Genomic DNA, 20,821 nt, shown 5'->3' on the forward strand with positions numbered 1-20,821 from the left:
TGGGGCTTTCATTCTTTTAAGGAAGCCTGCTATCATTGTATCGGTAACTCAACCAAACCTTCCCGCATATTTAAGGACATTAGCATGGTACCAAACCTCATAGCGCTTGTATTAATACAAAGCGTATAGCATGAATAAATTTATATGGGTTGTTTCCATAGCCCTTTTTTGCAGTTCGGCTGTTGTAAATGCACAAACCGGTAAGGCAATAATGATCAATACCGATAATGTAAGCATGGTGCTTAACATTGGTGCAAATAGCAGGGTGTATCAATCGTACCTGGGTAAGCGGCTTTTAAATAGCGAAGAAATCAGCCTTATCCCTATCGGAAAACATGAGGCATATATTACCGGTGGGATGGAGGATTTACTGCAGCCTGCCATCCGTTTAATACATAACGATCATAATCCTTCGCTTGAGTTGAGATATGTTAGCCGTATCACGAAAAAGCTCAACGATAATGTTAGCGAAACAACCATTAAGTTGCAGGACCCGAAATATCCCATACAAGTGATTTTGCACTACCTGGCCTATAACAGGGAAGATGTTATAAAAGCATGGACAGAAATCACCAACAATGAAAAAGGAAGCGTAACCCTCGAAGACTATGCCTCATGCATGCTTCACCTTGATGCTAAGGACTATTGGCTTACCCAGTTTCACGGCGACTGGGCATCTGAGATGAAAATGCAGGAAAGCAAATTGACCAGCGGCGTAAAAGAGATTGAGAGCAAATTAGGTACAAGGGCCGATATGTATCAAACTCCGGTTTTTTTTCTTGCAATGAATAAACCGGCAGATGAAACAAAGGGCGAGTTAATAGCCGCAACGCTGGCCTGGACGGGCAACTTTAAATTTCACTTTGAAATTGATGAGCGCAACGCCTTGAGGATCATACCGGGTATTAACTCTTATGCATCGGCATATGAGCTAAAGAATGGCGAAACTTTTACAACTCCGGCCTTTATTTTTACGTATTCGGCTAACGGAAAAGGGCAGGCCAGTCGTAACTTACATAAATGGGCCCGTAATTATGGTGTACTTGATGGTAATAAACCGCGCCTTACCTTACTTAATAATTGGGAAGCTACGCACGTTAATTTTGATGAAAAGGAATTAGTTAATTTATTTGAGGGCGCCAAAAAGCTGGGTACCGATCTGTTTTTATTAGATGACGGATGGTTTGGAAATAAATATCCCCGCAATAATGACAAAGCAGGACTGGGCGACTGGCAGGAAGATAAATCAAAATTGCCAAATGGTATTGCTTACCTGGTAAAACAAGCCGAAGCCAAAGGCCTGAAGTTTGGTATCTGGCTTGAACCTGAAATGGTAAACCCCAAAAGTGAACTATATGAGCAGCATCCCGACTGGATCCTGAAATTGCCCAACCGTGATGAAAATTACCAGCGAAATCAACTGGTGCTTGACATTACCAACCCCAAGGTGGCAGATTATGTGTATCATATTGTAGATGATATGCTGACTAAAAATCCTGGTTTGGCTTATATCAAATGGGATTGTAACCGCAATATGACCAATGCCTGGTCGCCTTATTTAAAAGATAAACAGTCGTCTTTATATATTGATTATACTTTGAACTTGTATAAGATCCTGGATCGTTTACGCCAAAAATATCCGCATTTGCCGATTATGTTATGTGCCGGAGGCGGCGGGCGCACCGATTACGGAGCTTTAAAATATTTCACCGAATTTTGGCCCAGCGATGATACCGACCCTTTGGAGCGTGTGTATATTCAATGGGGCTACAGCAATTTCTTTCCATCGTTAACGATATCGAGTCATGTTACTTCGTGGGGTAAGCAATCCATTAAATTTAAAACGGATGTTGCCATGATGGATAAGTTGGGATATGATATCAAGGTTAATAAAATGACGGATGAGGAGCTCCAGTTTAGCCAACAGGCGGTCAAAAACTATAACCGCCTCAGCAATATCATTTGGTTTGGCGATCTGTACCGTATTATCTCGCCATATGAGGAAAACCGTATGGTGGCTATGTATGTAAATAACGAAAAATCAAAAGCTGTACTGTTCAACTATAACCTGAATACACGTTACAAAGAAGTATTTAACCGTGTACGTTTACAAGGGTTGGACAGCCACAAATTGTATCGGATAGAAGAAACAAACCTGATGCCAGGCACTAAATCAAGCCTTGCAGAAAACGGTGGCACATTTAGCGGGGATTACCTGATGACCATCGGACTTAATTTAACTCCCGGAAAACTGATGCCTTTAAGCAGCATGATAATAGAAATAAACGCCTCAAATTAAAAATATCTCATAACACTAAGCTATAGCCCGTTGATTAAACAGGGTACGTACACGTTATTACTGCGTTTGCAATAGTCATAACGCAAACGTTTGCGTATTTTGTAGTAAATTATCATTTTACTATTAAATTTTATCTCTACTTTAGTTTTACCAATTATAGCCCGGCAATGCATAATCATAACTTTTGCAACATGGTTGTTGATTTTTAACATTGATAAGGGTATTAATAAAACAAATAACATTGCCGCCATGTTTAAACTCCGTTTGTTTATTGTTGCTTAAACGCAAAAAAGGCAGGGTTTAATGTGTATCCAATACACTAAGTTGGGCGGGTTGTGTTGTTTGTTGTTGTTTAATTTTAGTAAACTTAAAGTTTGATGTTTATGCCTGAAGCAATTTCAATGGTGGCATTTCAAAATGGGGACAAGGAAGCTTTTAATCATATTTTTAATATGTTTTATAAGCGGGTGTGCTTTTTTGCCGCGGGGATTGTTAGTGAAGATGCTGCGGAGGATCTTGTTCAGGATGCGTTTGTAAAGTTATGGGAGCGCCGCTTAAGTTTCGATAGTTTAACATCAATAAAAGCTTTTTTATACTTAACCACCAAAAACAGCTGTCTTAATACCTATAAGCATCAAAAGGTGGTTGAAAAATTTGAGAGCTATCAGGCTGAAAGCACAGATGAATCAAACATAATTTATCGGCTTATAGAGGCCGAAGTATTGGATGAAGTTCAGCAGGCCGTACAGCAGTTGCCGCAAAGCTATCGTAAGGTTATTTACCTTAGTTATTTTGAGGGACTTAGTAATCAGGAGACTGCCGATTACTTAAATGTTTCCATCAATACAGTTAAAACACAAAAAGTGCGCAGCCTGCGCATCCTTCGTGAAATATTGAAGCATTCTCCAACAGCCTTGGTATTGCTGATGCATAAAGTTCTGTAATAGCGTTAACTTCTTTCTTTTTTTAATAAGATTTCGGTTCTGAAAGGCTGCAAATTGTGATTGTTTACAGATAATCATCCGCTTTCACTAACCCATAACCATAAATATTTTAATGGTTACTGGCCAACTGCGTGACAGGATTTGAACTTGACCAATGCAACGGTTCACGTTGTTTAATTACCGGCTCTTTTTTGTTCTTCCTCTGACCCCGACCGTTGCTGGGTCTTCCGGGTCTTGCCATTGCCGAAACGGTAGGTGAGAGTAGCGATGAGCGCCTGCGAATAAATATGCGAAGAACCGTGCTGGTAAAGGTTCAGGTATCGGTCCGTCGAGCGGCGCCGGTCTGTATTCAGCGCATTGATCGCGTTGAGCGTGAGCGATCCCTTGCCATGAAACAGCTTTTGCCGCACTGCTGCGTCTACCGTTGCATAGGCCCCGAAAATCGAGCCCACAAACTGGCGTTTGGATTCATATTCAAAATCGGCTTCCAGCGATAAACCTTCATTGCAGCGGAAGGTATTATTAGACACCAGGTCAATGGTCGCCATACCCGGATCGTTTAGGCTATAACCTTGAAAGGTACTGCCGTTAAAGTAATTCTGATAGATCGTCGCACTGGTGCTGGTAGTTAACCATTTCGTCAATTCTTTTGTATAACTGACGTCTAAGTTCCAGGAACGCGCGCCCTGTATGTTGGTCGGCATCCGGGTGATCGTCGTTTGATTAGCATCGAGATAATACAACGTGCGCATATAATTGCGGTTGATATCATAAGCCGCGGTGATTGCCAATGTATGCTTCCAGGACCAGGTGAATTCCGTATGCCAGTTGAAGGCAGGCAGCAAGTTGGGATTACCCTGGAAATAGATTGTGGGGGAAAGCGCTCTTCGGAAAGGCACATATTCGTGATAATCGGGGCGGTCTGTCCTGCGCCCAAACTGAAAATTCAAAGTCTGCTGGTCGTTTAACTGATCACTCAAAAACAGGGTTGGAAACAGGCCGAAGTAATTTTGATCGACTGATTCACCGGTCAGCACTTGTTGCCCTTTCAGCACGGTTTGCTCAGCACGCAAACCCGCCTGCACGGTTAGCTTTTGATATTGGCGATTAAAGTTGATATAAGCCGCGTTGATGTTTTCAGTGTTGATATCATCATCGCTTTGCGAGGGGTCAGGAATATTTTGCCCGTTCAACTGGTTGTAATAAATGCTGTTATTAACAGTTTTGACATAGCTGGATTTCAGCCCGGCCTCCAGCTTGCCGCCGCCGCTTAGCGGCCGGACATAATCCACCCTTGCACCAAACACCCTCAGCGTCCGCGATTCATCGATAAACACATTGTCCTGGCTTGCGTAATTACCGGCTGCATCAAAGTTTAGTGCCGTATTATACTGACCTGGCTGGTAACGGTAACTGGCATAATTCACATCAGCGGACCACTGCCTGCCTGCCGTGTCCAGTTTGTGTAATAATTGCAGCCCTGCCATGTAATTCAGCGGCTGATCCCGGTTGAGCGCGGAAAAGTTTTCGCTGCCAGTTTTGTTCCGGTTGCTGTCCGCGAGCGTCATCCCCGAAGTCAGGAGATTATAATAGCGGCGTGCCGACACGCTGCCCGTCAGGCTCAGGGTTGTTTGTTTAGACAAAAACAGATCCAGCCCGCCCGATGTATTGAACGTGCGGTTCATTGTAACACCCGTATTAACAGACATCTGTTCCGAAGCCAGTGCGTTACGATTCAGCACGTCGGTCGTCACCTGGTTCAGGTTATAACCCTTGTTATAGCCATAGCTGTTATTCAGGTACACATTGTATTTGCCTGTTTGATAAGCCAGCGCCAGGCTACTACTATTTCGGCCGTAAAAGCCTTGTCCCGCGCTTGTAGTAAAACTGCCGTTCAGCCCGTTTTGGTGGCTTTTTTTGCGGATGATATTGATGATACCACCGGTGCCCTGTGCATCATACTTAGCTGAAGGGTTGGTCATCAGTTCTATCCTGGAAATGTCTGAAGAGGGCGTATTAGTCAGCAGGCTTGCCAGGTCATCAGCTGATAAAAAAGTGGTCTTGCCATCCAAAATGACATTCACCCCCGATTTCCCGTTGAGAGAGATCTGCCCCTCCGGGCCCACCGTCACACCCGGCAGCTTTTTCAGTAGTTCCAGCGCGTTTGTACCGGTATTGGTAATATTCTGTTCGATATTCACGACGGTTTTATCCAGCTGCCGGTCGATCAAAGGCATGGTTGAGCGGATCGCAACTTCCTTTAGCTGCGTGGCAACTGGTGTCAAAGCGATCTTGCCAACTTCCAAAGTATCCGCCGAACCCATGACCAGTCCCATCCGTACAGTGGTTTGATAACCTATCATCAAGGTTTGCAGCCGGTAGTTTCCCGGAGCAACTTTTTTAAAAACGAATCTCCCGGAGGTGTCGGTGGCCGCCGCTTGCAGCAGCGCCGTATCCGGCAGCTTTTGCAAACGCACGACCACGCCCGGCAAAGGCAAGCCCTTGTCATCGGTAACGCGGCCGCTCATGTACCCTTGCGCATAGCACAGGTTCGCATAAACCATACCTGAAAAAAGGAGGAAGTAACGGACTGTAGATTTCATTTGTCAATAATAAACTACACTGGCATCCGAAAATCAAAATGACGGCAGACCGTCTGAGTCCGGTGACAGATAGGCCCATACGACCTTTCAATCCGGTCTGTGCGCAAAAAACGCCGGTTCAGGGGGCGCTTTTGCCTTTTTGTCGACGATACAACTGGAACGGTGTTCAGATCGTTATACTTGTATATGAATTTGCTGGACCGCCTCCTTGAGTTTCACCGCAAGCACCGCTGGCCGAGCCACGTGGCTTACTGGACGGCGGTATTGCTTGTGGACGTGAGCTCCAGCAAGTACAGCGACGGGGCAAAAGGTAGTTATGGCTTTGAGTTCCTGTCAGATTTTTTGTATGAGCTCACATATATGATCGCCGCTTATACGGTAGCCTATGTGATCATCCCCAAACTGTTTGAGCGAAAAAAATATGTCTGGTCTGTCCTCGCCTTCATTGGCATCAGTTATCTCACCAGTGCACTGGGCCGAATCATCATTGTCAAAGTCTGTGAGCCGCTGGCGGGCGTCCCTCCAAAAGCCTTTGAAACGTATAAAGAAATTCTCACCGATATCCCCAAACTGATCTACGTCTATTTTTTCCAGATCATGGCCGGTGCCTTTGTGTTCGTTTGCTTTAAACTATTCAAAGACCAGATCGAAGTGAAACAACATGCCCTTGAACTGGAAAAAGGAAGAACCGAAGCCGAACTCAAGCTGCTGAAGACCCAGCTTCACCCGCATTTTTTGTTCAACACGCTGAATAATATCTATTCACTTTCTTTAACCGGTTCACCTGTAGCCCCGGTATCCATTGCGCGGCTGGCCGATATCTTGGATCATATCCTGTACCGCTGCAACAATCCGCTGGTGCCGCTGTCCGCCGAGATCGAACTCATCAACAATTATATCGGCCTGGAAAAACTGCGTTACGATGAACGCCTGACCATCGACTTTCACACGCATATCGAAAACGAAGTTTACATTGCGCCACTGATCCTGCTATCCCTGGTGGAGAACGCTTTTAAACACGGCGCTGGCCACGATGCAGGTGCACCTACCATCCATATCCGGCTGTTAGTTAACCGCGATGCACTTCAATTCAATATCACCAACTCCATCGCAGGCGCCGCCGAAAAGCAGCTAAAGGGTGAACGGATCGGGCTGAGTAACCTGCGACGGCAACTGGACCTGATCTATGGAGACGAGTACCGGTTAGTGGTAACACCGGAGGAAAAACAATTTATGGTAACCCTGGATATTCCATTAAACCAGCAATACGCATGAAAAAGATCAGGTGTTTATTAGTGGACGACGAACCACTGGCGATTTCGTTGCTGCAAAACCATATCAGGCAACTGGATTTCCTGGAAGTCGCAACCACCTGCCCGAACGCACTGAAAGCGGTTGAAGTACTGAAAAACACCACTATCGATCTCCTTTTCCTGGATATCCGCATGCCTGCCATCAGCGGTATCGATTTCCTGAAAACACTCCACCATCCGCCCAAAGTCATTCTTACCACCGCTTATCGCGAATATGCCCTGGAAGGCTATGATCTCGACATCGTTGATTACCTGCTCAAGCCTATTACCTTCGAGCGTTTCTTTAAAGCCGTGGAGCGCTATCTGCGCACCCATGAACCGCCTTCGTCAGCATCTGAAATCTTACCGGATTCGATCTGTATCAAATCCGGGAGTAAAAATATCAGGTTACAGACCGATAACATCCTGTACATCGAAAGCCTGAAAGACTATGTCAAGATCGTCACCACAGGCGAAACCCTCCAGGCGAAATACCGGATCAGTGACCTGGAAACCGAACTAACACCTAAAGGCTTCCTCCGCATCCACCGTTCCTTCATCGTCAACCCGCAAAAAGTGACGGCCTTTACCGCCAATGATGTGGAAATTGGTAAAACCGAACTGCCCATCGGCGAAAGCTACAAGGCTACGGTGATGAAACTTTTGAAGGGGCGTTGAACAGTAAAAACAGATGCAGCAAATACTTGCAGACTATCTGTGAATCCTCACACAGATCAAAAAAATAAAAAAATATCACGCTGCTGTCACCCGTTGGCTTCCTTTAGTTGTTTGTATAGTATTAAATGGAAAAAAACGAGCGTGAATTTTATGTAGCTGAGCTAATCGGCAAACTTTTAAAAGGTGATATATCACCGGAGGAAGATCTGTGGTTAAAAGGCTGGATTAATGAAAGCACTGAAAACCGGGTACAATTTGAAAAGCTGACGGATGCTGGTTCCCTCGAAAATAAACTAAGCTTTTGGAACAAAATTGATAATGATAAAGCGTGGAATGAGTTGCTGGGGAAGTTACCTGAAGCAGAGCTGGGGCCGGCAAAACGTTTTAATTATTTATCGTTATTGAAATATGCTGCTATTGTGATATTGGTATTAAGCGTTTCCGTTTTACTATATCGTGACAACACAAGCAGGATGAAAAATTATGATAGTAAGCCTGTCGCTCAAAATCAAATCCGCCCGGGAAGTAATAACGCTATACTGATTTTAGGCAACGGCCAAAAGGTGGCGCTTAAAAATCACACACAGGTATCTATCAATGAAGATGATGGAACTGCAGTATCTAACAAAAATGAAATATTGGCTTATAAACATACCGGAAATGCAAGCGCCGGACGGGAGGTAATATATAATACTATTGTAATTCCACGCGGGGGCGAATATCAACTGGTATTAGCCGATGGATCAAAGATCTGGATGAATTCCGCATCCTCATTACGTTACCCAACTTCCTTTTCGGGCAGCGAACGTAAAGTTTATTTAACAGGTGAGGCATATTTTGAAGTGGCTAAAAACGCCAGGATGCCTTTCATTGTTAAAACCGATAAAGCTGAGGTTCAGGTATTAGGAACTCATTTTAATGTGAAAGCTTATAACGATGAAGACCTTTGCAAGACCACGCTTTTGGAAGGGGCTGTTAGGGTACGGTCATCGGCTATGATAAATGAGATTAAGCCGGGGCAGCAGGCAATAATTGATAACGGTGGCCAGCAAAAAATAACCAGCGACATTGACGTTGATGAAGAGGTAGCCTGGAAAAACGGATTGTTCATGTTCAATAAGGCTAATATTAAAGATGTTTTGCAACAGGTTTCGCGGTGGTATGATATTGAGGTGGTTTATGAGGGAAAGGTGCCAGAGCTTCAGTTTTCGGGCCAGCTATCGCGCAAAGTTGATTTTTACGGATTTACCAATATATTAAAATACGCCGGATTAAACTTTACCATCAAAGGTAAAACGGTAATTGTAGCAAAATAATGACAGGGGTTAATGTGTGAGAAGATTAACCCGCTGAATATATATATAACAACCAGTTATTCACTTAAATTAAAAATGATGAGAAAACAAATACTTATCTCTCCCTAAAGGGAATTTACTCCGCCCGTATTTATAGCAGCAGATGCTTATAATGCGATTTTACGAAAAACGAAGATAATAACCGGGAAGTGCTCGTAACACCGCCCGGTAGTATCTGGGTAAACCAATTAGCCCTGGAAAGCATAATTGAAATTCAACGTCTAACCCAAACCGTACAAAAGTATGAAATTCATTTCTAAGTCTGTAGCGGGCGTGTGGCCTGCTATAACTAAAGTTTTATTGGTTATGAAACTGATTGCCATCATCATGATTACTGTTTTTACCAGTGTAAGCGCCAAAAGCTTTAGTCAAACTGTTACCCTCCATGAAAAAAATGTATCTGTTAAACAGGTGCTGAAATATATTGAAAAACAAAGCGGGTACCACGTTATGCTGGTAAATGTGAAGCCCGAAATAACCCTGATGGGCAAGGTAAATATTAACCTGGAGAATGCCACGGTAGAAGAGGCGTTAAACGTATGCTTCAGGGATAAGCCAATTACTTATACCATAATCCAGGGGACTATCATCGTAAAAAAAAAGGAAGAGGAGATAAAGGCAGAAGCAACGGCAAGCATTGAGATCCGCGGTAAAGTAGTTGATGAAAAAGGGCAGCCTTTACCCGGCGTTAATGTAAAAGTGAAAGGGGCTACATTGGGGAGCATAACCGGGGCACAGGGAGAGTATACCATAAAAGTACCGGATGAGCAAGCGGTGTTAATATTCTCCTACGTGAGTTTTGAAACCCAGGAAGTGGTAGTAGGTGATAAAACGGCCATCAACATCACTATGAAAGAAGCTTCTAACAGGCTTAGCGAAGTAATAGTTGTAGGTTATGGAACGCAAAAGAAAGTTGATTTAACAGGCGCCGTTGTTACTGTAACAGGATCAGAGTTAAATAAAAGGGTAGCTACAGACCCAACTCAATTACTGCAGGGAAAATTGCCGGGTTTGTCGGTTGTACAAGGCTCTGGTGAGGCCGGTAATGAAGGAACGTCGCTTCGCATAAGGGGCACAGGCACTTTCAGCAGCGCGGGCAATTCGCCGTTCATCATTGTTGACGGTTTACCCGGAAGCATTACGGCCCTTGATCCGCAGAATATCGAATCGGTAACAGTATTAAAAGATGCGGCTTCTGCATCTATATACGGTACCCGCGCTGCAAACGGCGTTATATTGATAACTACCAAGCAAGGCAAAGAGGGTAAGATGCAGCTCTCTTATGATTATAACCTTGGCATCACCAGGGCTACTTCACTGCCCAAAAATCTTATATATAATTCGGCCCAGTACATGACCCTCTGGAACCAGGCCGCAACCAATTCAAATTATCCCAATAAATATAGCGATGCGCAGATAGCACTTTATACCAATGCTACGGATCATAAATTATATCCGGATTATAACTGGTTAGATGCCATATTCAATACGGTTAATGTGCAAACACATCATTTGGGGATAACCGGTGGCAGTAACGGAACTACCTATAATGTAGGTTTAGGTTACGTTGATCAGCCGGATGTTATGCTGGGTTACTATTATAAAAAATACAATATTCAATTAAATCTCAACTCAAAGCTAAATAAATGGGCAGCATTTGGCGCAAGTGTTACTTTAAACAGCAGTGAAAGAGGTTATACCTCAAGGGGAAGCCAGGATCAGTTTTTATCGGCGTTGTCTCAACAACCGATGTATGGCCCCATATTGCCCGATGGCAGCGGAAGGTATACCAATTCGGTGTTCCCGAGTGTTCAAACACCCAATAAAAACCCAATTGCAATTGCCCAAAATGCCATCAATAAGCAAAACGACTATTACTTACAAAGCAGCTTTTATTTAAACATCCATCTTTTAAAAGGGCTGGAATGGCGAACCAACGGTGGTTTTAACTTTGATTATAATAAAACCATTGATTTTAAGCCTGTAATTAATCAGTATAACTGGTTTGCAAAACCCGGCGATGCACCCGAACGCACCCTGGATGTAAACGGACAGGGCATTGATGTAACCGATAATAATTCGTTTTATCCGGTTGCCTATACGCAGTTTACATATTCACGGTCAATTAATAATGAGCATAACTTTAAGTTGTTAGCCGGTACCCAGGTTGAATATAATAAATCGCAAAACCTGGAAGGGTTGCGCAATTTGCCCTTTGCATCCAATACTTTACAGGAAATTGATGCCGGGCCTATAGCTTCACAATTAACCAACGGAACAAGTAATATTTACTCATTGCATTCATACTACGGCCGTTTAAATTATGATTACCAGGAGAAATACCTGCTGGAGGCCAATGCCAGGTATGATGCTTCGTCACGTTTTCCGGCAAACAACAGGTGGGCGTTCTTTCCATCAGTATCATTAGGTTGGGCAGCTACCAAAGAAAAATTTCTGCAAAATGTAAGTTGGTTAAATAATTTAAAGGTAAGGGCGTCGCTGGGTAACTTAGGCAACCAAAATATTGGTAACTATCCTTACCAGGAAACTTATAACTTCAAAAGCTACTATAATAACAAAACAAGCTACGCTTATCCGTTTGTTGGCACTACAGTAACAAGCGGCGTTATTAATAATTCACTAACCAATCCTAATATTAAATGGGAAACCACCCGGGTATTTGATATTGGTACAGATGTTACAGTGTTGAATAATAAACTCAGCTTTTCATTCGATTGGTATGATAAATTAACATCGGGCATTCTTGAAACGGCCACCACGCTTACCCCGCTTTATTTTGGTTTGAACGCGCCGGTTATAAACTATGGTAAAATGAAAAATACCGGTATTGAAGCCTCATTTGAATACAACGACCGCTTTGGAAACGTGGGCTTTTCATTCGGCGGAAATATTCAGGCCAATAAAAATACTTTAGTTTCTTACGGTGCTCCGGCCATCAGCACCGGTACCAATACCATTAACCAGGAAGGGCAACCCTATGGCAGCTTTTACATGCTCAAATACGTGGGCATCTTTCAGTCGGCGGCAGAAATTGCAGCCTCACCAACACAGCAGTATAACCCTCAGCCAGGTTACATGAAATATGCGGATACGAATGGCGATGGAAAGGTTGATGACAGTGACAGGGTAATAGTACCTGGTGCCTATCCTAAATTTAATTATGCTTTCAACACTGGTGTCAACTGGAATAATTTTGACCTCACGGTGTTTTTTTATGGATCATACGGGCAAAAATTATACGTTAATGGCTGGGGCATACAGCCGTTTAACCAGGGATCGCCTCCGCCCAAAGAGTGGTTAAATGCCTGGACACCATCAAACCCAAGTACAACCATGCCTATGGTATATGTTTTGGGCCAGGGAAACATCAGCAGCAACGCCAACACGGCATCTACCTATTATTTAAAAGACGCTTCCTTTTTAAGGTTAAAAAACGTTCAGCTTGGCTATAATTTACCTAAGAATTTTGTTAAACACCTGTTTATGTCGGGATTGCGGATTTATTTTGCAGGCGATAACCTTGTTACGTTCACCAAGTTCCCCGGTCTTGATCCCGAACGGATAGTTTCCAACACAAGGTATGTTACCCACCCGCAAAATCAGGTTTACTCTTTTGGTGTAAGAGCTACATTTTAACATTTATTATTTGAAACGATCATGAAAACAACGATAAAATATTTGATGCTTTTTTTGACTGCCGTTTTAATGGTTAGTAGTTGTAAAAAGGACCTTTTAGATCAAAACCCACCGGCGGATATAGCCAGTTCAGTATATTGGAAAACACAAAACGACGCTGATCTTGCTTTGGCCGGGATCTATAGCTTTTTTATCCAGGGTTTTAATTATACCGCATCAGGTAATACCGGGCAAGGCTTTGGGGCAGGTACACCTTATTGGGATAGCCTTAGCGATAATGCGTATAGCGGCGCATACTCAAATATTGCGCAAGGTGCAATAACCCCAACTGTTGGCGGTCTGCAAACAGATGCCTATTCAACTGCATACAGGGCTATTCAGGCATGTAATACTTTTTTAGATAACGTACGTAAGATCAACCTGCCACCGGCTACATTAAACCAATATTTGGCTGAAGTAAGGTTTGTAAGGGCTTATTGGTATTTTATGCTTACGCAATTATATGGGGATGTTGTATTATCACTTCACCAAATCACCATTAACCCGGTAAATGCCCAAATGGGGAGAACCCCAAAATCAGTAGTAATTGACACCATTTTAAACGATCTCACTTTTGCTGCCAATAACCTGCCCAATACCGCTTATACCGGCCACGCTGTTAAAGGCACTGCTATGGGTTATATGGTTAAAGTGTATTTGGCCAGGCATCAATATCAGTTGGCAGCCACTACCGCCAATACTATTATAACAGATGGTAAGTTTCGTATTTATACAGGGGGATACAGGAATTTATTTTTAAAGCCGGGACAAAACAGCAACCCCGAGATCATGTTCTCGGGGCGTTACCAGGTGCCTACAGCTTTTAGCCCGGCAGATTATTTATATACCTACAGCTCAAGCTTTCAGCCTTTAAGTTACCTGGTTAATGATTATGAGTGTACCGATGGGCAGCCTATCAGCACATCGCCGTTATATAATTCGGCAACACCATACGCCAACCGCGACCCGAGGTTATTAGCTACCATATTAACTCCAGGCGTTTTATATAAGGGCGGAATCCCATTTGTTCCTGCAGCTATTGGCGCTTCAGCCGGATTTCTGAACAAGAAAGGAGTTGACTCCACCCGGGCGACAGTTATCGGTACCCAAAGCGACCAGGACTGGGTTTATTTACGCTACGCAGATGTTTTACTGATGTATGCCGAGGCGCAAAATGAAGTTGCAGGCCCCGATGCCAGTGTGTATGCTGCAATTAATGCGGTTCGTACCCGCCCCGGGGTGAATATGCCGCCAATACCCGCCGGACTTTTACAGAATGATATGCGTACACGGATCCGTCACGAACGGCGGATTGAGCTGGCGCTGGAAGGGCAAAGGTATTTTGATTTAAAAAGATGGGCATTAGACAGGGTAATTATACCAACCATTAAAGACCCAAATGCTGCGCAGCGAACATTCCCGCTTCGGGATACCATTTGGCCGGTTCCGCAAACAGAGATTGATATTGCCAAAGCAGTTGGCAACACTGCATTTACACAAACGCCGGGCTATTAATCAAACCGGAGACAATGAAAATTATTAAACGTGAGAGTGGCTACACGCATAGCACTCTCTTTGATGAGGTGTTCGTCAGGTTTGTTTACTGCCGCTAATGTGGCAGTAAACAAACCTGATAACCCGGGGGGTAGGTGGCGATGCTTGCCGGTTAGTGTCCCGGCCCATTTTAATACGGATAATATTAATGATTACGATATACAAAGCCGATGCAATTTAATATGAGAAAGATTAAAAGTTACATCATACTACTGGTATTTAACTTACTGGCAGCACCTGCGATAATGGCGCAGAGTAAGACGGTTACTTTAGACTATTTTTTTAACAACGAATACCGTAAAAACTCAGCCGGTGCTTTAGAACGATACCATTATACCTGGGAAGACCAAAGGAGCAGTGGTTATTCTATATGGGGAGAAGTATTTAAAAAGAATGGCGCCAGTCTTAAAAGCCTTGAAACAGAGCCAACTGTTCAAAGTTTAAGCGCGACGGATATCTACATTATAGTCGATCCCGATACTAAAAAAGAAACAGCCAACCCCAACTATATTGAAACCAGGCGTATTAAAGCTATTACCGATTGGGTTAAGCGCGGAGGGGTACTGGTATTGATGGCAAATGATAGTGCGAACGCTGAGTTACCTCACCTTAATAAACTGGCCGAAAAATTCGGGATTCATTTTAATGATGATTTATACAAACATGTAATTGGTACCCAGTTTGAAATGGGGGCTATACATGTTCCCGCAAATGATCCTGTATTTAAAACCGCAAAAAAGATCTATCTGAAGGATATCGCCACGCTTAAATTATCATCTCCGGCAACCCCGCTGTTAACCGATAGTACACGGGTAATTATCGGCACAGCCAAATACGGAACAGGTACAGTAATGGCTGTTGGCGACCCCTGGTTGTATAATGAGTATACCAACGGGCGGCTGCCTGCAGCAATGGGTTTTGATAATGATAAGGCCGCCGATGACGTAACCAAATGGCTGTTATCCAAAATTCCTGCAAAAATTAAATAATAAGATACGGCAATTAATGCCTGTTGTTCAGGCAAAAGCTATTTATATACCGATGATAATTTAAGTCAATTAGTTTAAAGTAATGCTTTCAGAAGTTGAATTAATCACATTAATAAAAGCCGGGGACATAAACGCCTTTGATGAGTTTTACAAACGGAATTGGCGGCCTTTATATCACACAGCTTATCGTTCAACAGGCTCATCTGATGATGCGAAGGACCTTGTGCAAACTGTTTTTATTAATTTATGGAATTGCCGGTACAGCTTACAGCCGGACAGATATAATGGCTCATATCTATTCAGAAGTTTAAAAAATAGTATCATCAATTTCCACAAAAAGGACTCAGTAAGAAAAAGAGGTATGGATAACCTGTTATACCTGGAAGATGATGATCAGTATACACAGGAAGATAGCTTAATAGCAAAAGAGCTTTCGGTAACAATTGAAGGTGAGATTAGGGAGCTGCCAAAAAAAATGCAGGAGGTTTTTATTTTATCAAGGCAGCAAAACTTATCCGTTAATGAAATTTCGGAAACCCTGAATATCACTCCCCGAACAGTTAAGAACCAGCTCTCAAACGCACTGAAGATATTACGGACGAAGCTGGGGATGTTTTGAAGGCGGGTTGAAAATATAGGAGTACCATTATGTTCAAAATCCTGATAGCTTTTTTACCCAGGAAGATAATTTGTTTATTTAAATGGGTTCTTTAAAATGAAATGCCTAACTGCAGCCCTGTACTGATGGAAGCAGGCAAGTCATTGCCAAATCTTACCGGAATAGGAACCGAAACAAAAAAACTGGCATCCTTACCTTTCTTAATAACCTGGTTAAAAACCGGTGTTACACCGAAGCGGCCATTTGTTTCAAATGCCATGCGCCCAATAAAAGTAAAACCATGCTTAAAACGAAACATAGCACCGGGATGGAATAAAACTGTATTAACCTTTGAAATATTTCTTTCTGTGCGGATTGCAGGAGCAACTTCAAAGCTTATACCAAACCGATCACTTTTAAGAATATTCATCCCGAAGGGAAAGCCAACCGTGTAGACATCACGAAAATTACTCTTAAAGCCATCCTTCGTCCAGGTGCCGATTGGGTTGAGGATACTGAAATACCCCGTTACCCTTGGATAGGCTGGCTGCTGCTGGGCGAAGCCAATCTTGAAAATGAACAATAATAAAACAATAGTGGTAAGGTGTTTAAACATGTTAAAGGGTTTTGATCAGGAAGCCGATGATAGCTGCGATCCCAATGATATAAGGTTCCTGTAGTTTTTTTACATAAATCAACGCTAGTACAGCAGCAGCGGCAATCAGTAGGGTAGGAATATCTATCACAGACCGTAATCCAATGACAATCACGGACCCTACCAATGCGCCGATCACAGCAGCAGTTATACCGTCCACAAATGCCTTGATACTTGTATTTTTGGCTATCTTTTTAAATGATGGCGCAAGGGCCACTGTAAATACGTAACACGGTAAAAATGTAGCCAACGCGGCCACACACGCCCCGGGAAAACCGGCTACCAGGTAACCGATAAAGCCTACTGTTATAACCACCGGGCCGGGTGTGATCATAGCTACAGCAACCGCGTCAATAAATTGATGTTCATTCAGCCAGCCAAATTCTTTCACCACACCCCCATGTAAAAATGGTACGATAGCGAGGCCGCTGCCAAAAACAAATGCGCCTGCTTTAGCGAAAAACCAACCGATCTCCTGCAAGGTTTTTCCATCATATTTCCAGAAGCTTGTACTTACTAAAATTCCGGTTGGCAATACCGACGGCTTTTTGAGCCATTGCGGCGGTGCTTTAATCAACATGTATAAAACACCACAAGCCAGGAACAAAAGGATTTCTTCACGCTCGGTAATTACGGTAATTACTATACCTGCGATATAGAAAAGCCACAAGAGCCATTTGGCTTTCATGACAGGTAATTCAAACTTACTGATCGACTTAATGGTCAATTTATAGGCGCTCATAGCTATAATTCCGATAACAGCTGCGCCAACGCCATAAAATACCGCCTGCATCCAGGCCAAACCTCCATAAAGCTGATAGGCCATACCCAGCAATACCACCATTACAAAGGAGGGTAGCACGAAAGCCAGCCCGGTCAATGTAGCGCCGATAAGGCCATAATGCACAAAGCCGATATAAATACCTAACTGTGCTGCCAACGGCCCCGGAGCCAGTTGGGCAAGGGCTAAGCCCTCTTTATATTCTTCTTCGGTAAGCCAGCCTTTATTCTCTACGAGGTCGCGCTGCATATAGCCAACTAAAGCAACAGGGCCGCCAAAACCCCATGTACCTAACTTGAGGAAATACCTGGTGATATCCAATAGCGAGTAGGCTGGTTTAATGAATTGTCCTTTCATTACATCTTCATATTATCCATACCGCCATTTTTCTTGCCTAATACATCCAATGCTGCCCGAAAGCCCTGCGCCAGCGTTGCGGCGTTGCCACGGCCATAATAATGCAGAAAGATCATATGTGGTTCATCGCCTAGCATATGATTATGCACGGCCACAACTGCCAGGTTATGCGCACGGAGGATTTTGATCACACCATTCACTTCACTCTGCAGCATCGCGATATCACCTGCGATATGCGCATCCTCCTGTTTACCAGCGAAAGAAGCCCAACTGTTCAACCCAATATTGGTCGTCATTTCCACACCCATCGCTATGATCTTTAGATCAGCACGTCCAATGGTGTATTTATATGTAGGGCCATTCACAGTTCCGGTATATTTTACAATAGCATCCAAAGCAGGCAGATCAAAGTTCTCTTTACCTGTGATAGTGGCAGGTGCGGATGGTGCTGGTTGATTAGCTGGAAACAGCTTACTGTCCCTGATCGTATCGGCATACTTTTTAGCTATTTCTGCAACGGTGCCCATTCCGTGGATGTGCATATAGAAGATGCGTGGTTCTTCGTAAAAGAAGTGGTTATGAATGGCAGCGATTTCCAAACCATTAGCATGAGCTGCCGAAATGAGCGGGTTAACTTCGTCCATTTGCAATACTGTATCGCTCATAACCATAGCTGATTTACCGTCAACAGTTTTCTTAAACGACACCCAGCCACCAAAACCAAAAGGAATTGGCACCGGCTCCCCCTTAATCTTCATCTTTAGGTCATTACGGGGCAACGGTATGGTGTAAACAGCTTCAACCTCCTTATAACTGCCTTTTTTACCCAAAGCAGCATCTATCGCAGCTATTTCATCAGGAGTTAAGGGCGGTGTGTTGTCCGCTGGAGGTAATACAGCAGCTTCTGTTTTACCAATCGGTAAAAATAAGGCGGTACCCAAAAACGCAGTGGCCTGTAAGGCTTGCCTGCGCGTAAACATATTTGTTTTCATGAGAGGTAAATTGTGTTGATAATACAATACTACCTACTTGAAACTCCTTAAACTTGTATGGAATTAACTATTTGTATCCTTTTTACTTTTCAGGATACTTTTTTTATAAATGGATGGGGTTTGCCCGGTTTGCTTTTTGAAGATCCTGTTAAAATGGCTTTGATCAGAAAAGCCGGTAAGGTAAGCGATCTCAGTTAATGAATAGGAGGTACTTGTCATCAAACCAATCGCTTTCTCTATCCTGAGTTTACGGATATAATCTCCAAACGAAAGGTTATCAAAATACTTGGAGAACTCACGCGACAGATAAGCCGGATTGATCTCCAACTCATTTGATACTTGCTGCAAACTCAGGGTCATGTTGGTGTCAAGTTGATCCTGTATCATTTCCCTGAGATCTTTCGTCCAATCAGGTGCTTTCTTTGAGGTACTTTGTTTGATGTATTTATGAAACACTTCCAGCAGTATCCGTTCAACCGGCCCTGCCTGGGAATGTTTTAACTGGTGCAGGTGTTTTGCCCAACTATATAATCCATCATAAATAGTCATCCCCAATTCCAGCAGTTTCTGGTCGTCTTTGATATTATAGGCCAATCCCGAAAAAATTGCTTCGAGTCCTGCAGATTGTGGTGCAAAATCATGCCGGTCGGTATCTGCCCCACGCACAATTGCGGCAATCCTGTTTAGCGCCTCATTTTTGAGCTGGTGTTTTTTGATAAAGTAATCAAAAGTGCATTGATCTTCATAATGGGTGTACTCCACATCGGGCAGGTCAAATGGGATCGCTTTCAACTCGTCGGCTTTTGCCAGTACCTGGTGAAAGGGGACAAAGATGATCTCAGCTTCGGCATCAATAAATCGCTTGATGAGCCAGGGACAAGCAATGCGGTCAATCTTCGGGCGTTCGCGGGTGATCCATTTCATCTGTTTAATTCGAGCTACAAATGTAATCAAGAACCTGACAATCTCATTAATGGAGAAAAATCACATTTAATAAAAAAATGCAAATTGATCTGGTACCAATGCCGGTTAGCCCTGTATATAGTATCAAAGCCAAAAACTGCTTTAAGCGGTTGAGATAAACTTAAAATACTAATCATAATGATACAAAGGCGCAAGCCTGGCCATAATCCCGGAGACGACCATCTTCAGGATGAAAAAGCAATGCTGGCCATAGAGAAGGAAATGCTTCATAACATCCATAAAGAAATTTATGGCAGATGGCATTTTATAAAAACATCAGCAGCTAAATATGCCATCGCCGCTTCATTGGTATTGATGTGCAGTGCGGTGCTTTTTTACTTCAAATTGTCGGTTAAAGATAAAGCCGCCATGATTGCCGTAACTGCAAAAAAAGGCAATCTCAAAACAATAACACTTCCCGACGGATCAACTGTATGGTTAAACTCAGGTTCAACAATAAAATTCCCCGAACGCTTTGGCAAAACCAGGGAGGTACAACTGGTTAATGGCGAAGCTTACTTCGATGTAAAACACGATAATTCTTCTCCTTTTATTGTTAACTACGGCCGGTTACATGCGCAGGTATTGGGGACGGCTTTTAATGTAAAGTTTTACAAAAACATCAGTGATGTAAGGTTAACAGTTACCAGAGGTTGTGTAGCCGTTGGTAACAAGGGCGAAACCTTCGGTTTGCTTACAGCTGATAAAGAAATGGTTTACGATCAGGAAAAGACTACCCATCACATAAGGACAATTGACGCAGAGAAAGTAGCGGCCTGGAAATCAAGTGAAATTAATTTATACAGTGTTTCATTTGGCGAATTAGTGATGAGGCTGGAAAATACCTATGGCGTTCATGTAAACTACAACCATAAAAAGAATGATCACTTAATAACAACTATTCATTTTTCAAATAATAACACGCTATCCTATGTGCTTGAAATCATCAAAACCATCCATCATTTAGATTATGTTTTGAAAGGAAAGGAGGTTTACCTGGCAAAAAACGAAAACAGTTAAACCCAAAAAGCCAGTACCCCCGAAGCCGGGCTGCAGGGGTATAGG

Annotated in this window: 15 protein-coding genes; 10 read left to right on the forward strand and 5 right to left on the reverse strand. The window is 43.2% G+C overall.

What is annotated here, in order from left to right:
• Nucleotides 1–130 precede the first annotated feature (130 nt).
• Both AC59JO_RS06990 and AC59JO_RS06995 read left to right on the forward strand, forming a co-directional pair.
• Nucleotides 131–2,299, forward strand: coding sequence for an alpha-galactosidase (locus tag AC59JO_RS06990; protein ID WP_497304344.1), 2,169 nt, complete (start codon nt 131–133; stop codon nt 2,297–2,299).
• Nucleotides 2,300–2,682: 383 nt separating this feature from the next.
• Nucleotides 2,683–3,243: an RNA polymerase sigma-70 factor gene (locus AC59JO_RS06995; protein ID WP_413667988.1), complete on the forward strand. Its 561-nt coding sequence runs from the start codon at nt 2,683–2,685 to the stop codon at nt 3,241–3,243.
• Between the two features lie 173 nt (nt 3,244–3,416).
• Here AC59JO_RS06995 and AC59JO_RS07000 read toward each other — a convergent pair whose 3' ends face one another.
• Entirely contained in the window at nt 3,417–5,846 is a 2,430-nt protein-coding gene (locus AC59JO_RS07000; protein ID WP_497304346.1) for an outer membrane beta-barrel protein, read from the reverse strand.
• 186 nt (nt 5,847–6,032) lie between these two features.
• Here AC59JO_RS07000 and AC59JO_RS07005 point away from each other — a divergent pair, with 186 nt between their 5' ends.
• From AC59JO_RS07005 to AC59JO_RS07035, 7 genes are all read left to right on the forward strand, one after another.
• Entirely contained in the window at nt 6,033–7,121 is a 1,089-nt protein-coding gene (locus AC59JO_RS07005; protein ID WP_413667990.1) for a sensor histidine kinase, read from the forward strand.
• Nucleotides 7,118–7,816: a LytR/AlgR family response regulator transcription factor gene (locus AC59JO_RS07010; protein WP_497304348.1), complete on the forward strand. Its 699-nt coding sequence runs from the start codon at nt 7,118–7,120 to the stop codon at nt 7,814–7,816. Before AC59JO_RS07005 ends, AC59JO_RS07010 begins: the two co-directional genes overlap by 4 nt.
• A 125-nt stretch (nt 7,817–7,941) precedes the next feature.
• Complete coding sequence (locus AC59JO_RS07015; protein ID WP_497304350.1) at nt 7,942–9,132, forward strand: FecR family protein; 1,191 nt, start codon at nt 7,942–7,944, stop codon at nt 9,130–9,132.
• A 282-nt stretch (nt 9,133–9,414) separates the two neighbouring features.
• Nucleotides 9,415–12,828: a SusC/RagA family TonB-linked outer membrane protein gene (locus tag AC59JO_RS07020; protein WP_497304352.1), complete on the forward strand. Its 3,414-nt coding sequence runs from the start codon at nt 9,415–9,417 to the stop codon at nt 12,826–12,828.
• 21 nt (nt 12,829–12,849) lie between these two features.
• Nucleotides 12,850–14,382, forward strand: coding sequence for a RagB/SusD family nutrient uptake outer membrane protein (locus AC59JO_RS07025; RefSeq protein ID WP_497304354.1), 1,533 nt, complete (start codon nt 12,850–12,852; stop codon nt 14,380–14,382).
• 221 nt (nt 14,383–14,603) lie between these two features.
• Nucleotides 14,604–15,410 carry a DUF4350 domain-containing protein gene (locus tag AC59JO_RS07030; protein WP_497304356.1) on the forward strand — a complete coding sequence of 269 codons (807 nt, stop codon included), beginning with the start codon at nt 14,604–14,606 and terminating at the stop codon, nt 15,408–15,410.
• A gap of 82 nt (nt 15,411–15,492) precedes the next feature.
• A complete protein-coding gene (locus tag AC59JO_RS07035) occupies nt 15,493–16,029 on the forward strand; it encodes an RNA polymerase sigma factor (protein WP_413667996.1) in 537 nt (178 codons plus the stop codon).
• A gap of 91 nt (nt 16,030–16,120) precedes the next feature.
• Here AC59JO_RS07035 and AC59JO_RS07040 read toward each other — a convergent pair whose 3' ends face one another.
• From AC59JO_RS07040 to AC59JO_RS07055, 4 genes are all read right to left on the reverse strand, one after another.
• Nucleotides 16,121–16,624, reverse strand: a complete 504-nt coding sequence (locus AC59JO_RS07040) for a hypothetical protein (protein ID WP_413667997.1) — start codon at nt 16,622–16,624, stop codon at nt 16,121–16,123.
• Nucleotide 16,625: 1 nt separating this feature from the next.
• Complete coding sequence (locus tag AC59JO_RS07045; RefSeq protein WP_497304358.1) at nt 16,626–17,801, reverse strand: chromate transporter; 1,176 nt, start codon at nt 17,799–17,801, stop codon at nt 16,626–16,628.
• On the reverse strand, nt 17,801–18,793 hold the full coding sequence (locus AC59JO_RS07050; RefSeq protein ID WP_497304360.1) for a DUF1259 domain-containing protein: 993 nt from the start codon (nt 18,791–18,793) through the stop codon (nt 17,801–17,803). The genes AC59JO_RS07045 and AC59JO_RS07050 overlap by 1 nt, the downstream gene beginning before the upstream one ends.
• A 63-nt stretch (nt 18,794–18,856) precedes the next feature.
• Nucleotides 18,857–19,717, reverse strand: coding sequence for a chromate resistance protein ChrB domain-containing protein (locus AC59JO_RS07055; protein WP_413668000.1), 861 nt, complete (start codon nt 19,715–19,717; stop codon nt 18,857–18,859).
• A gap of 177 nt (nt 19,718–19,894) precedes the next feature.
• On the opposite strand from AC59JO_RS07055, the gene AC59JO_RS07060 reads away from it, so the two are divergent.
• A complete protein-coding gene (locus AC59JO_RS07060; RefSeq protein WP_413668001.1) occupies nt 19,895–20,776 on the forward strand; it encodes a FecR family protein in 882 nt (293 codons plus the stop codon).
• Nucleotides 20,777–20,821 lie beyond the last annotated feature (45 nt).

The sequence above is a fragment of the Mucilaginibacter sp. A5337 genome (genome assembly GCF_059690695.1).